The organism is Arenibacter sp. S6351L (assembly GCF_023016025.1).
GTDB classification, from domain to species: domain Bacteria; phylum Bacteroidota; class Bacteroidia; order Flavobacteriales; family Flavobacteriaceae; genus Arenibacter; species Arenibacter algicola_B.
In genome coordinates this window covers 39,975-54,821 of record NZ_JALKBB010000021.1, presented here as the reverse complement: position 1 = coordinate 54,821, position 14,847 = coordinate 39,975, and the positions used below count along the sequence as shown (strand labels likewise).

Genomic DNA, 14,847 nt, shown 5'->3' with positions numbered 1-14,847 from the left:
TCTATTTTGATACTAAATCACATTTTTCCAAAATAACATCTTCATATAGGTCCAGGTCTTCATCAAACCCGGCTCCTGACCTTATTACGCCTTTAACCGTTACAGTTTGGCCAATTTGTAGGTGTTCTGTGTTCTGGTTCGTTTCTGCTGTGAAGGTGCAACTCACTCCTGCCTTGTCCCCACTGTTTTTTAGCAGAATTACTTTTTGATTGTTCAGGTCTTCACTAATGGATACTACTTTTCCGGTAATGGCCAATATTTTGGAGTCCCCTTCTTCCTGCAAGTATTTCGCATTGGCCAAAGCGGCATCGGCCAGGTATTCATTTACAATATCGGTAGACGAAACACTGAAATCTGTTTTAGCTGATTGTACATCGCGTTTGGGCATATTGAACATATAATATGCAACCGCAATGGCTATAACTAGTCCAACCCCTAATGTCAAGGATATAATTTTTATTGTTTTCTTCATGTTGTATTTAATTATTGTGAATGAACAGACGGTCATTAAATTAATCCTGACAAGCATTCCAAATAATTTTAATTTAATCACTGATTCAATACCTAAGATATTGTCCTCAAGTACCTTGGTTAATAAGGAATTTTACAGACTCTGTAAGGGAAAGTATTATTTGGAGTCCAATTGTTTGAGGTATTGGCCGAATAGTTAACCAATATTTTACTTTATACTGCTATGGATAGTTTCATCAATTAATATTTTTAAGATGTCAGATGTTAGCGAAACAAATAAAACAATGGAGAACTGGTTCAATCTCTATTCCGATGCCTTGTTCGGCTGGGCTTATCATAAAACATCTTCAAAAGAAGTAGCAGAAGACTTGGTGCAGGAAACGTTTTTGTCGGCGGTTAAAGGTTTGGAAAACTTCAAGCATAATAGTCAGCCCAAGACATGGCTTTTTGCAATACTGAATAATAAATTAATAGACCATTATCGAAAAAAGGCCAAATCAGCTACCATAACAAATAAGGGTGCAGAATTGAAGTTCATAAACCAAACCAACTCTTTTTTTGATTCCCATGACAATTGGTTACCTTCAGCTAGTGAGGTGGCATGGGAAGAAGAAGTTCATCTTCTGGACGACGAGGAATTTAAAGGAATAATGGAAAATTGTGTAGGCAATTTACCCGATAAGTGGCAGTTGGCCATAGTTTCCAAGTATCTTTCGGATAAAAGTGCGGATCAAATATGTCAGGAAATGAAGGTAACACAGTCCAATTATTGGCAGATCGTGCACCGCGCGAAATTAATGCTTAAAAAATGTATAGACTCCAATTGGATTCGTTAAAACTTTTGGATTAAATAGAATTGCAATGTATATAATCAGAAGAATTTTGGGTAGCGTAACTTTTTCCTGTAAGAGGATTACAGAGTTGGTAGAAACAAAAGAGAGTATGAAATTGCCCTTTTGGGATGGAATTCGATATAAAACCCATTTGGCTGTTTGCAAGGCATGCAGCTCTTATGAAAAGCAATCCAGTATCATAAATAAGGCTCTTGTAAGATTGATATCCACTCCACCAGAAAATTTAAAAGGCCTTGACGATTCAGCTAAACAAAAAATTTGGGATAAGATCAAGCAGCATGGGGAATAGGCTAAATCAAATTTCTCTTGCCAACAATTGATAATTGTCAATATTTTATAGAATTGAATTTTTTTATCAACATTGGTTATAAGCTTTATACTTAAATTTTGTACAATGTAAGCTGGACTAAAAGTCACCCGTGTATTACTTGGTATTTATAATTAAACCAATAATAATCTGTGAAATATGTCCAATGTTCATGATATAAAACCAACCTTATTTTTTATACCGGACATATCGGGCTTTACCAGCTTTATTAATCAGGTAGAAATTGATCACAGTACACATATTATCAAGGAACTGCTTGAAATAATTATTTCAGCAAATGTGTTGGACTTAAAGATATCGGAAATTGAAGGCGATGCCGTTTTTTTTTATCGCGCAGGTAAAGGGCCTACACTTGAAGAACTTATTGGGCAGGCCGAAGAAATGTTCACTAAATTTCATCAGCATTTAAAATTTTACGACCGGGATAGAATCTGCCAGTGTGGTGCATGCTCAACAGCCAATGGGCTTAGCTTGAAATTCGTAAGCCATTTTGGGGAAAGTACCTCTAGAAAGATTGGAACTTATAATAAATTATTTGGTCCGGATGTTACCCTAGTGCATAAATTGCTCAAAAACGATATTCCCTTTAACGATTATTTACTTTTTTCATCAACTATAGATATTCCCAAAGGATTGGGAAAATTGGATTGGTCCACGGTGAAAAAGGGGATTTACACCTACCCCAATATTGGAGAAGTCACCTACAATTACATCCCGCTCTCCCCATTGAAATCCAAACTGAAGGAATTGCCTATCAGGACCGACTTTCTCCGATACGGAAAGCCGGTTTCAGGTTCGAAAATAGTTAATGCTTCGTTGATAAAACTTCATGGGATAGTAACCAACTTTTCTCTTAGGCCAAGATGGATCTTTGGATTACAGCTTATACGCAACAAAAGCGATCATCTTAGTACCGTTGGTTCCAAACACTTATGTGTTTTGCCAATCAATAGTATGGAATTTGTAATTACGGCCCAACATATTAGGGAGGGACTAATAGAATATACCGAACAAAGTAATACTGTTACATGGTTGGCTCCCTTAAATGTACTTTTTGTTATGAAAAGAAAGTCGGCCACTACCTCTACCATTACAATCCATATTCATTATAGAAAGAATTGGCTATCCCGCTATGGTCTGGACTTTCCCCTTAGATGGATGATGAAATTTGTGGTAATGGTATCGCTCTTAAAATTACATAGATATATCAAGGGTATATCTCATGTGAATTCTTGATATGCTAATATGAAGGTTTCAATTTTTAACTGAGTTAGACATTCCAATGTAAATTTAACATAATTTATAAGTGATTGTTTGTCAGGGTTTAAGATTCGTCCGTCTGTTACAGTAAATCCTAAACCGTGCGCACCGTACTTGTACTACTGTTTACCTGTCTTTTTTGCCAACAGTTGGCTTCCCAAACATGTTGTTCGGGCGGGGTTCCGCTGTCCAATAATCTCGGCCTGCCAAATGAAGGTAAGGGAGTATTTTCCATAGGTTTTAATTATGATTATAATAATTTAAACACTCTGAACGCTGGTAGCACAAAACTGGATGATAGTTCCAGACAAAGAATTACCAACTCCATACTTTTTAATTTAGGCTACGCTTTTACCGATAAATTGGCTGTAGAAACACTTTTTACCTGGGTAAACCAATCCAGGACCATATCACAGTTTGGGAACGAGAATTTTACCGAGACTTCTGGAATTGGGGATGCGGTCCTGCTTCTTAAGTATTCCATGCCCGATCTTTTTGGTAATGGAACGCTTGTGAATATTGGAGCGGGAACCAAGGCACCCTTGGGCAGGTCAGACCTTGTTTCCGATCAGGGTATTCAACTTACTGCAGACCTTCAGCCCGGTAGTGGTGCCTGGGACGGAGTAGGGTGGTCCTCTGTATCCAAAAGACTGAACTTTAGACCGTCCGCCTCTTTGTCGGGGAGTTTTACCTATAGATTTACAGGAGTGAACAGTTCGTATCTAAACAATTCATCCACATATGAATTTGGTGATGAGCTTCAGACCAATTTTGGATATACCGACCAATTTTTATTATTCAATACCATTTTTAATCCGGGTTTGATCTTTAAATACAGAAAGGCCTATGCGGATAAGACAGATGATCAAGATATTCCCAACACTGGGGGGGAGTGGGTATTTTTTCGTCCCGAATTGGCGGTTCAGCTAAGTCCCAATCTGGGTATTAATTCCCGGCTGGAGCTGCCCTTGTACAGCTATGTTGAAGGGACACAGTTAACTCCTACTTCCCGTTTCTCAATAGGTGTTTATTTTAACCTGAACCTTAGAAAAAATACGATTAATCCTAAATATAAGCTATGAAAAAATTATTGGTTTGCGCATGTATCGCGCTATTGTATTCCTGCAGCTCTTCCAGTTCAGATGAAGTATTGGGCCCCGGTCAAGAAGGTGTTAACCCACCCGTAGTAAATTTGGAGTGGAGCATTCCTAAAACTGAAGTTTTTGATGGAGGCCCTGGAAAAGATGGTATTCCGGCTTTAGACCATCCAAAATTTACCAATGTTCAAAACATCGATTATCTTAATGATACAGATTTGGTCATCGGCATTAAAAATGGAGAGGAAATTAAGGCCTACCCCCATGCCATCTTGGATTGGCACGAGATTGTCAATGATAATATAAGCAACGTTCTGGTAGCCGTTACCTATTGTCCCTTAACAGGAACAGGTATAGGTTGGAATAGAAGAGTAAAGGGAACGGTAACCACTTTTGGGGTCTCGGGTCTTTTGTACAATACAAATTTAATTCCTTATGATAGGGCTACGGGCAGTAACTGGTCACAAATTTTGAACGAGTCTGTAAATGGCAGTTTAATCGGGGAGAAAATAGATTTGATAAGTCTTTTCGAAACAGATTGGAAAACGTGGAAAAGTCTTTTTCCCAACTCCCAGATATTAAGCTCGGATACGGGATTTTCTCGCACCTATGGCGTATCACCCTATGGTGATTATAACACCAATAATTCCAGATTTTTGTTTCCAGTCGCCAAGGATCCGCGATTACCCGCCAAGGAAAGAGTTCATGCCATTATTGATGATGAGGATGCCAAAACCTACCGCTTTGCTTCTTTTACAGCCAATAACATAATAAGGGATAGTTTTAAGGGCAAAGAATATATAATAGTGGGCAATGTAAATTTTATAGTCTCCTTTCAATTGAATGCAGAAGAGTCTTCATTGAATTTCGAGTATGTATATAATGGTTCGGAATCCTTGATAAAAGATAGTGAAGGTAACGAATGGAACATTTTTGGGGAAGCGATTTCTGGTCCCAAAGCGGGTGGGTTTTTAGAAAGCTCCAGTTCATTTATGGGTTTTTGGTTTTCTATACCGGCCTTCTATAACACGGAAATTTACGGAAATTAAAGTGGAGTTGGATGGGAATATGGACTGATATACTTAGGATTTTTTGTTTAGGCTCCAATCGTATTCCTTATATTTAATTCCTGCATCCGGTGCGATTATCACTGTGGTATATGGCTTTATGTATTGAAGAAGGTCCCCATCTAAAAAATCATTTTTGTACCATTTGAAGATACGGGATAAGTGCAACTCTTTTTTGCCAATGTTGTTATTGTCCGAATTGATAAAACCATGGGCGGCTTCTTCCAACTGGTCGTCCAGTTTTTCTGGCAAATAAGCCTTGTTAAGCAATTTTGGACAGGAGCCCGAGGCACAGTTAATGGCAAAATGAATCCTGGGTTCGTTCATTTTTCGGAGGATACTGTGCTCCAATGCGCCTAGGGAGAGTTCTTTGTTGCCTATTTTTATAAACTCAGTTGTCCAGGCTCCATCAATTTCTTTTATACTCTTTACTGGATAATTCTGGATAATTAGATTTACTGTATGTGCATTATATAGATTAATGTAGTACGCCAATTGTTCTTGTACAGACCATTCATTGTTAGGGAGCTGTTTTGAAAGATATTCCAAGTAATTATTCAATTCGTCTTTTTCATTTATGAAGCCGTCGTAGTCCACTTTACCATCCTCATCCACATATTTATTGAGTAATGAATGCCATTTGGAATGATCAATTTTGATAAAAGAAATTCCGGAAGCATTTGCCAGGTTGCCCTTTACGACTTTAGCGGGCAGTCCCTTTCCATTGAGTCCTGCCATGGATAGCAGCCCGAAGCGATTGTTTAAGTAGATTATTGCTACAAAAAAAAGTATGGCACTGCTAACTAACAATATTTTTTTCATGTTTTATTTTTTCAGAATAAGGTCGCACATGCGTTTGTATTCCCACTACTAGACGAAGAAATAAGTAATCCTGACAATTGCCATAATATTTAAAGGTTTGTTTTTTATTTATGAATTTGTCAGGAAGTTGTTGGGCCACGTCTGTTTAGTAAGCAAAGCCAAGAAGAGTATTACGAATGTCTTAAACTGTATTCCAATCGTTTTTTTTGTTGGTTAGAAAGACCTAGAAGTTTGGGATATCGATATAAACTTCACAAATTATTTCGATATTCCTCTTTTAGGCACAACAAGGTGATTGGTAGTTTTAGTGAATTTTATTCTCTCCAGAAATATGGTCAATAACCTCCTGGGCCAAAATATTTAAAATATTATCCAAGAATATTGTCAGGAAGATTCTTAGGCCCGTCTATTTCTAAAAACACGCTTTTCCGATCGTTGTAATTCTTAAGGCTTCAATATTTGCAGTTTAGGTGCGGTTGTGATTTTTAAGGAACCTGAGATGTATTTCAATTTAAGTATCTTTAAGAAAAGCATAAATATGGATCAAAACCAAGTTATATGAATACTTATATAAAGGGCAGCTACACCAATTTCTTAAAGATCAACACACCTCAAATGATTGAGGTAGACCGATTGATGACCGAAGAATATCATATTGAATTGATCCAGATGATGGAAAATGCTGGCCGTTGTCTTGCCATTCTTGTCAAGGAACGATTTTTGGACGGGGACGTATCGGGAAAGAGTATTGTGGTTCTGGCCGGAACCGGTGGAAATGGGGGAGGAGCCTTGGTAGCGGCAAGACGCTTACACAATTGGGGAGCAAAGGTCAGGGTATTTACCACTGCCCCCTACGAAAGATTTACTCCAATTCCCGCCCATCAATACACTATTTTAAAACGGATGGGTGTATCCATAGAATCGGAAACTGTGATGAACAAGCTTATCAAGCCCGATGCCATTCTTGACGGGATAATTGGATATAGTTTAAAGGGAAATCCTCTTAGTTCGGCTGCTACTATGATACATTGGGCCAATAACCAAAATACTCCTATTGTGGCCTTGGATACACCATCAGGACTGGATCTAAACAGTGGCACACTTTACGAACCTGCCATTCGGGCCTTGGCAACTTTGACTCTGGCTATGCCGAAAATGGGATTGTTTGCAAGTGATGCAAAAAGTGTGGTAGGTGAGTTATATGTTGGAGATATTAGTGTCCCACCTGAACTTTACCAAGAAGAAAGTCTTGGTTTGGAACCAACAAATATCTTTAGATATTCGGACATTATACGGATTAATTGATTTAGCTAATTTTTGTAACAAGCAACAGTTTTAGGAGTCGGTATTACCATTTAAACTTAATTGAAAATTTCAACTACTATAAGGGAATAGGTAAACAAATAATCACATATGAAAAAACCAATAGAAATTGCTCTCCTAGACGATTTAGAAAATAAAAAACCGGTCCACGCATTGGTCAACGATCTTGATCTTGTCATTGTCAAATTTGATGATACTCTTTCAGTACTGTATGGCAGATGCCTCCACCGAGGAGCATTGATGGCCGACGGCCATATAGACGGTGATAACCTCATTTGTGGTGTTCATGGATGGGATTATCGTTATGATACCGGGGTTTCCGAGTACAATAACAAAGAGGTTTTACATAAATTCACCACCAAAACCGATGGTGGAAAGCTGTATGTAGATGAAGCGGAAATTAATGCTTATTTGAGCAAAAATGCGCAGCCCTTCAAGCGGGACGAATATTTGGGGGCTTATGCCGATACGCATCCCGAAGATACAGAACCTTACACAGGTTATATAAAGGAGCTTGCCAAAAACGGCCTAAAAAATTTGGGTCACCATGGGCCTTCCGCATCAATGGGAGTAGATAGAAATACCCTTCCTAAATGGAACGATATCCAATTCTTGCCGGCCCAATTGGCAAGCAGACCCCTGTTGGACGAAGAGAAGGTCGTCACCCGAACGGTCATCGGGCCCAACGCCAAGAAACCCTTGAGTCTCGCTATTCCACTATTCGTAAGCGATATGAGCTTTGGGGCACTTTCCCGTGAAGCAAAAATAGCACTATCGAAGGGGGCTGAACTGGCAGGCACCGGTATTTGTTCTGGGGAAGGCGGTATGCTGCCCGAGGAACAAGCCAATAACAACAACTATTTTTACGAGTTGGCATCGGCACAGTTTGGATTTTCTTGGGATAAATTGGATAATGTACAAGCTTTCCATTTTAAAGGCGGTCAAGGTGCCAAAACGGGCACAGGAGGCCATTTGCCAGGCACTAAAGTAAGTGCGGAAATCGCTGAAGTTAGAGGGTTGAAAGCAGGGGAAACGGCAATTTCTCCAGCTGCCTTTCCCAATTTCCATGGCGTGGAAGATTTTAAAGCTTTTGCTAAAAAGGTGCGGGAGCGAACGGGAGGCATTCCCATAGGATTCAAAATAGCGGCCAGCCATATCGAAAAGGATATCCAGTTCGCCCTTGATGTTGGCGTTGATTATATAATTCTTGATGGTCGTGGTGGCGGAACGGGTTCTGCCCCGACAATTTTACGTGATAATATCAATGTGCCTACGATTCCGGCATTAGCGCGAGCCAGAAAATATTTGGATAAGGTCGGTGCCGACCATGTGACTTTGATTATTACCGGTGGACTTAGGGTCGCCGAGGATTTTGCCAAGGCCCTAATGTTAGGTGCCGACGCTATAGCCGTCTCTAACGCTGCCCTTCAGGCCATTGGCTGTCTGGGGATGCGCGCTTGTGGCAGTAACAATTGTCCGGTCGGCATCGCTACTCAAAAAGAGTCACTTCGCAGTAGGTTAATAATAGATTCTTCTGCGAAGCAATTGCATAATTTCTTTGATGCGACAAATGATCTCATTAAGGTAATCGCTCGGGCATGTGGTCATGACGATATTACAAAGTTCAATTTTGATGACCTATCGACATTCGATTATGATATGCATCGCTTAACCGGAATTAACTATGCGGGTATAACCCCTTAAAAGAAATTATAATGGAAAACATGATGCACTTGGCTGCACAGTACTTGGCCACGGCCGGAATTAGTTTTTTGGAAAAAAAGAAAGATGATAGCCATACCAACTTAGGGTTCGATGCCAATACCGGGTATTTGGAAACCTGGCCCTTAAATGATGACGGATTCAAAATTGCACTGGATTATATACAATTTTCATTGCATTGGATAATCAATGATACCACGCGAATGACCCTTCATCTCGATGGAAAATCGCATCGTGAAATTGTAGAGTGGATGGGTGAGGTCACAAAGACATTGGGCGCGTCTAAAAGCTATAGTTACAAACTTCATTATGAACTGCCCTACGGTTTAATGACAGATAATTTTGTCTTTACAAAACCTCCGCAAGATGACTTGGACAAGATGCTCGGTTACCGAAAAATTGCCCAACTCGCCCTGGAAAGCGTTGCAGATAAAATGGCGCTCAGTACAACTATTCGCGTATGGCCCCATCATTTTGACACAGGAGGCTACGAAATTATTGGCACTAGTGATCCGATAGGAGTTGGTTTTGGAATGGCCATCCCTGACACTATCATAGATGACTATTATCTGTACACCTCCGGTTATAGAGGGCATGACAGTATTGATACCAGTGAGTTTGATGCGATTACTTACGGAGACTGGATGAATGAGGATTTTAAAGGAGCAGTGCTGCCCATGAAAAATGTCGACGAAGCAATGGCTATTACTTTTTTTAATGAAAGTATCAGAAAAATAGTTCAGTAAGAAGATAAAGGCAATAAATTTTTTATGGTAAATGGGTGTATTTACATAGCATTGCCAGAACAGGACCAGTTAAAAATTGATTGGAACAAAAAGGATAACGTTATGGACGAATCACAAAAAGAGACCAAGAAAATAAACAAAGTAATCGACAATCAGCTAATGGAAGAACTTGGTATTGATAAAAATAAGCTCAAGGAACTTAAAAAGAAACTGGCAAAAATAGAACCAAGATCTGAGCGTGGGGCCGAGACACTCTTCCGGTTGGTATCCAAAAATCATTATACTTTGAATACCATGATCGACAGGAAATCACATATTCTAATAACCATAAATGCCTTGATTCTCTCCATAATTATAGGAACCGTAATGCAGCAATTGGACAAGGATCCACATTTAATTTTTCCTACGGTTATGATGCTTCTTACTAATTTAATCTCTATAACTTTTGCGGTTTTGGCCACACGGCCAGAACTCACGCATGGCAATACAAAAATTGCCAATTTATTGTATTTCGGTAATTTTCACGGTATGGAGGAAAAGGAGTATTCCGACCAACTGACCAATTTAATTTATAAAGGGGACGAACTCTATAAATCAATAGCCTTGGATACTTTTTATCTTGGAAAATCCATTGACAGAAAACACAGGCTTTTGCGAAAATCTTTTGATGTTTTTTTAATAGGTATAATCCTTTCGGTTATCGGGTTTATTATTTGCCACTTGTTTTTTGGCGGTATGTTTCAACCATCGTGAATTATTACGAGGATGACTAATTTTTAAAATGCCTTTTAACTTGTCAGTAAGTGGTTTGGATGATATGGAGCTATTGTTGGTAATGCACCGTCAATTTTAAACTGAATTCCCTTTTGTACCTTATAATGAAAAACGAACCTATGTCCTTTAAATATTTTAATCATGGGTAGTTCTTTGTTACGAATTAATAAGTCCAACTGAAACCCGACAATAATACAATTGAAGCGAAGGGGGGGATAAAGGCAATTAATAGAATTCAAGGTAGTGTTTCTGTTGTAAGTGTAGTTTGGCTTATTTACAGTAATATCAATCTAATTACATATCCTAAATTATTCAGCAGCAATATCAACCTTCGCCCAGCAGAACCTCTTTTGTCGATTGTCTTTTAACCAACTCCGTTTTTAATACAATGCTCTCATAAACTATTGGTTCTTTATTTTTCACTTGTTGCATTTCCTTGTAAAGTTGCTTAAAAGCTGCTTTACCCATTTGGTATCCCGGCTGGTCGATGGTTGTTAGGGTAGGGGAAATGACGGATGACATGAACCAATTACTAAAGCCGACTATGGAAATATCTTCTGGAATTTTTACACCTTGTTCGTTGAATTCCGTAATGGCCCCAATAGCAACTAAATCCGTATTAATAAAAATGCCATCAACATCATTATGATCTTTTAACAATTGGCGCGCATTCATTTTTCCTTCTTCAAAGCTATTATCTCCACATTCGCATATATAGACTAGAGATGGGTCGTACGGCATATTATTATCCAATAGGGCTTTTTTGTAACCAAGAAATCTATCAATGGAATTTTGTGGTAAAAGGGCGCCTCTAAAATGTGCAATTCGTTTGCAACCTGTATCTATTAAATGTTGTGTTGCTGCATAAGCTGCTTTTCTATCATCGATGATGACCTTGGAGCATTTAACGATTTTGGCAATCTTATCGAACATTACCAAGGGTTTATCCTGGGCCAGAACATCGGTAAGGTGATTATAATCTGCAGTGCCATTGGCCAAGGATATTAAAATACCATCAACGCGTTGCCTCAATAAGAGTTGAATCTGTTTTTTTTCCAATTCATAGGATTCATTGGACTGAAGAATTATGACCAGATATCCTTTTTTTTCTGCCTGGGCAACAATGCCCTTGATAACGCTGGAAAAAAAATGGTGTACAATTTCTGGAATTATCAGGCCAATGGTCTTGGATTCCTTGGTCCTTAGGTTTACGGCAAAGGCATTGGGCTTATAGTTCAGGGTCTGGGCCAACTCTTTCACCAAGGCCTTGGTTTTTTTACTAATGTCCGGATAGTCCTTTAGGGCTTTTGAAACAGTAGTCACAGAAATATTAAGTTGATCTGCTATTTCTTTTAAGGTAACAGGTTTCATCTTGGGTGTGGATTTATATTAAATATACTAAAAAATAGAAAATCTAAAACGTTTTCGTTCATTTCGAAATCGTTTTCGTTAATCAATTTAATATTTAAAGCCAATTTTAGATATAACTTACACCAAGATTGTTCCAAAACTTACTAAATATTGATGCTCCAAAATCGTTCAAAATCCCTTTGTTAAATAGTCAATTGAGAAACGATTTTTGGTTGGTGGGACAGATGGTGAAAAGATGTAAATAACTAGGTTGGAATACCATCATCTTGATGGACAGGAAGGCCTGGGACGAAATATAGATTTTTTAGGTTGGTTGATTGTTTTTTCGATTGAAATGTAAATAGAGTTGATGTTTAGGTGACTAAGGTCAGCTCTTTTACTTTTTATTCCTTATTTCGTTATGACCTCCATGAAACTAGAGGACTGCTACCCATCTTTATAGGGACGACTTTTAAAAAAAACAAACAAGATTATCAAATGAAATGCATAGCTTTAGTAGGTTCTTTTGATACGATATTTTGGAGATAGGGCATGTATCTTTTGGTCTTTACCTGCCTATTGAAATGGAAGGATAACCTTGAAGAAGGTTCCAATAAACTTTTGACATATTAAGAAAATAATATTCTAACCTCCATCAATATACCTATGTTAAACAAACCTAAGTTAAGTTTCTGGCAAATTTGGAATATGAATTTCGGATTTCTGGGTATTCAGTTCGGATTCGGTCTGCAACAGGCCAACATGAGTCCTATTTATAGATATTTAGGGGCAGATGAGGCGCAAATTCCGTGGTTGTGGCTGGCAGGACCACTTACAGGATTGTTAGTTCAGCCCATCATAGGGGCCATGAGCGATAAAACTTGGACAAAATTGGGACGTCGACGCCCGTATTTCTTAGTGGGTGCTGTTATAGCGAGTATTGCCCTGATTTTTATGCCCTATTCCTCCACGCTTTGGATGGCGGCAGGACTGTTATGGATTCTGGATGCCTCTATGAACATTGCCATGGAACCCTTTAGAGCTTTTATTGCGGACAAATTACCACAGGAACAGCGAACCTTAGGGTTTTCGGTACAGAGTTTTTTTGTTGGCCTAGGACAATTTTCAGCAAATATTATGCCTTGGATACTAGGTTTATTGGGAATCATAACCCTTGGGGCATATGGCGAAATCGTTGAGCTCGAGAATGCCAATGGGATTCCGAATTTTATAAAATATTCCTTCGTATTAGGGGCAATGGTCATGCTGGGTACGGTGTTGTGGACCATTTTTACCACGGACGAATATCCTCCAGAGGATATTGAAAAACTAAAGAGGGAAAAAGGAAGTATTGCCAAAGTTTTTACTGAAATCAAGGAGGCATTTCAGGATATGCCCAAAATAATGAAACAGCTGTGGTGGGTCATGTTCTTTGTTTGGTACGGCCTGCCGTTAATGTGGCAATATCTTTCCCTGGCCATTTCACGCCACGTATTTGGTGCCGCATCACCGGAACATCCGGATTTTGAAAAGGGAGCCTTTTATGGGGGTATAAGTCTGGCCATATTTAGTGTGGCCTGCTTTACAATTTCCTTTGCCATTCCATGGATAGGAAAAAAATTGGGACATAGATTAACGCATGCCGTTTTCTTAATGATAGGGGCCATTGGTTTTATTGCTATGCAAATTGCGACCACGACCACCATGTTTTATATATGTATGTTTATGGTGGGGGTTGCTTGGGCATCCATTATGGCGGTGCCTTATGTTATTCTATCGTATTCGGTTCCCAAGGAGCGTATGGGGGTATACATGGGCATTTTTAACATGTTTATAGTGGTTCCCCAATTTATAAGTATGGCTACCGTACCATTTTTTTATGATTCATTGTTTTTGGGCGATCCAAGAAATGCATTGGCTTTTGTAGGGGTCTGTTTTATCCTGGGTGCCATTTCGTGTTTCTTTATTTCCAAGGATTATGCCAAGGTACAAGTTGATTAAATAGGAGGACGGACAGACGTATTGAATAGTATTGATTGATTTTACCAAGCATTGGGGTTTAAGGCCTAATGTATTACAAGAATAATAAATTGAAAGATAATATGGGAAGCATAGACATTCTATGTATTGGAGAAGTACTTGTAGATTTTATTGGGCACCAAACAGGGGTGAATATCAACGAAACAAGGGATTATCATAGATATTTGGGCGGATCTCCTACCAATGTGGCCATGAATTCTGCTAGATTGGGACTGAAATCGGTTTTGGTAGCCACGGTGGGGAACGATGCTTTTGGGGATTATGTTTTTAAGCGACTTAAAGAAGTAGGGGTCGATACAAAATATATCAAGACTGTAGAGGGCAAGCCTACCAGTGTTATTTTTGTTTCAAGGACCGAGAGTACTCCAGATTTTATTCCTTTTCGGGAAGCCGATTATCGTATTACCGAAAACCAGATCAGCAAGGGTGTCCTTGAAAGCACCACCATATTTCATACTACCTGTTTTGCCCTAAGTAAAGATCCGGCCCAAACCACCATTTTAAAAAAGGCAGAGGAAGCATACAATTTAGGCTGTAAATTGAGCATAGATGTAAATTATGCCAAAAAATTGTGGGACAGTCAGGCAAGGGCGCTAGAAGTGATAAAGGCGTATTGTAAGTTCGATCCTTTGGTAAAGATAAGCGAGGACGATATGTTAAGGCTTTTTGAGAAGAAATTGTCGCATGATGAAATATTTAATTTCTTTCATGAGGCAGGTGTGGGAACCGTATGTCTTACCCTGGGCAGCCTTGGGGTTAAATTATCGCAAAAAGGAAAAGAAATTATTCAATTGCCTGCTATAAAGGTAGATAATGTGATGGATGCCACTGGTGCCGGAGACGCATTCTGGTCAGGGTTTTTGTTCGCCTATATCAAAGAAAAACCTATTGAAAAATGCTTGGAGGTGGCCTTGCAACTCGCAGCCCTAAAACTGCAGAACGTGGGTAGGTTGCCGGACAACATCAATATATTATCCGAACTACTATAAATTT

At 39.0% G+C, this 14,847-nt stretch carries 14 protein-coding genes; 11 read left to right on the top strand and 3 right to left on the bottom strand.

From position 1 onward, the window contains the following. Window position 1 precedes the first annotated feature (1 nt). The gene (locus MWU82_RS16350; protein ID WP_247097203.1) at window positions 2–472 is read right to left on the bottom strand and encodes an OB-fold putative lipoprotein; all 471 of its coding nucleotides are present in this window, start codon (window positions 470–472) and stop codon (window positions 2–4) included. Window positions 473–725: 253 nt separating this feature from the next. On the opposite strand from MWU82_RS16350, the gene MWU82_RS16345 reads away from it, so the two are divergent. From MWU82_RS16345 to MWU82_RS16325, 5 genes are all read left to right on the top strand, one after another. Next, window positions 726–1,307 carry a sigma-70 family RNA polymerase sigma factor gene (locus MWU82_RS16345; protein ID WP_247097202.1) on the top strand — a complete coding sequence of 194 codons (582 nt, stop codon included), beginning with the start codon at window positions 726–728 and terminating at the stop codon, window positions 1,305–1,307. Window positions 1,308–1,332: 25 nt separating this feature from the next. Then, window positions 1,333–1,614, top strand: a complete 282-nt coding sequence (locus MWU82_RS16340; RefSeq protein WP_247097201.1) for a hypothetical protein — start codon at window positions 1,333–1,335, stop codon at window positions 1,612–1,614. A gap of 177 nt (window positions 1,615–1,791) precedes the next feature. After that, window positions 1,792–2,889: a DUF2652 domain-containing protein gene (locus tag MWU82_RS16335; protein ID WP_247097200.1), complete on the top strand. Its 1,098-nt coding sequence runs from the start codon at window positions 1,792–1,794 to the stop codon at window positions 2,887–2,889. 125 nt (window positions 2,890–3,014) lie between these two features. Further along, window positions 3,015–3,995 carry a transporter gene (locus tag MWU82_RS16330; RefSeq protein WP_247097199.1) on the top strand — a complete coding sequence of 327 codons (981 nt, stop codon included), beginning with the start codon at window positions 3,015–3,017 and terminating at the stop codon, window positions 3,993–3,995. After that, the gene (locus MWU82_RS16325; protein ID WP_247097198.1) at window positions 3,992–5,059 is read left to right on the top strand and encodes a DUF3179 domain-containing protein; all 1,068 of its coding nucleotides are present in this window, start codon (window positions 3,992–3,994) and stop codon (window positions 5,057–5,059) included. The genes MWU82_RS16330 and MWU82_RS16325 overlap by 4 nt, the downstream gene beginning before the upstream one ends. 33 nt (window positions 5,060–5,092) lie before the next feature. Here the strand turns inward: MWU82_RS16325 and MWU82_RS16320 are convergent, their stop codons facing one another. Continuing rightward, window positions 5,093–5,899: a DUF547 domain-containing protein gene (locus MWU82_RS16320; RefSeq protein ID WP_247097197.1), complete on the bottom strand. Its 807-nt coding sequence runs from the start codon at window positions 5,897–5,899 to the stop codon at window positions 5,093–5,095. Between the two features lie 558 nt (window positions 5,900–6,457). Between MWU82_RS16320 and MWU82_RS16315 the strand changes: the two genes are divergently transcribed. From MWU82_RS16315 to MWU82_RS16300, 4 genes are all read left to right on the top strand, one after another. Continuing rightward, complete coding sequence (locus MWU82_RS16315) at window positions 6,458–7,204, top strand: NAD(P)H-hydrate epimerase (protein WP_247097196.1); 747 nt, start codon at window positions 6,458–6,460, stop codon at window positions 7,202–7,204. 108 nt (window positions 7,205–7,312) lie between these two features. After that, window positions 7,313–8,926, top strand: a complete 1,614-nt coding sequence (locus MWU82_RS16310; RefSeq protein WP_247097195.1) for a glutamate synthase-related protein — start codon at window positions 7,313–7,315, stop codon at window positions 8,924–8,926. A gap of 11 nt (window positions 8,927–8,937) precedes the next feature. Next, on the top strand, window positions 8,938–9,690 hold the full coding sequence (locus MWU82_RS16305) for a hypothetical protein (protein ID WP_247097194.1): 753 nt from the start codon (window positions 8,938–8,940) through the stop codon (window positions 9,688–9,690). A gap of 24 nt (window positions 9,691–9,714) precedes the next feature. Then, window positions 9,715–10,443: a Pycsar system effector family protein gene (locus MWU82_RS16300; RefSeq protein WP_247097193.1), complete on the top strand. Its 729-nt coding sequence runs from the start codon at window positions 9,715–9,717 to the stop codon at window positions 10,441–10,443. Between the two features lie 345 nt (window positions 10,444–10,788). Here MWU82_RS16300 and MWU82_RS16295 read toward each other — a convergent pair whose 3' ends face one another. Continuing rightward, the gene (locus tag MWU82_RS16295; protein WP_247097192.1) at window positions 10,789–11,835 is read right to left on the bottom strand and encodes a LacI family DNA-binding transcriptional regulator; all 1,047 of its coding nucleotides are present in this window, start codon (window positions 11,833–11,835) and stop codon (window positions 10,789–10,791) included. A gap of 687 nt (window positions 11,836–12,522) precedes the next feature. On the opposite strand from MWU82_RS16295, the gene MWU82_RS16290 reads away from it, so the two are divergent. Further along, window positions 12,523–13,815, top strand: a complete 1,293-nt coding sequence (locus MWU82_RS16290; protein WP_215946716.1) for an MFS transporter — start codon at window positions 12,523–12,525, stop codon at window positions 13,813–13,815. 101 nt (window positions 13,816–13,916) lie between these two features. After that, window positions 13,917–14,843 (top strand): carbohydrate kinase, encoded by a 927-nt coding sequence (locus MWU82_RS16285; protein WP_215946717.1) that lies wholly within the window; start codon window positions 13,917–13,919, stop codon window positions 14,841–14,843. Window positions 14,844–14,847: the final 4 nt, after the last annotated feature.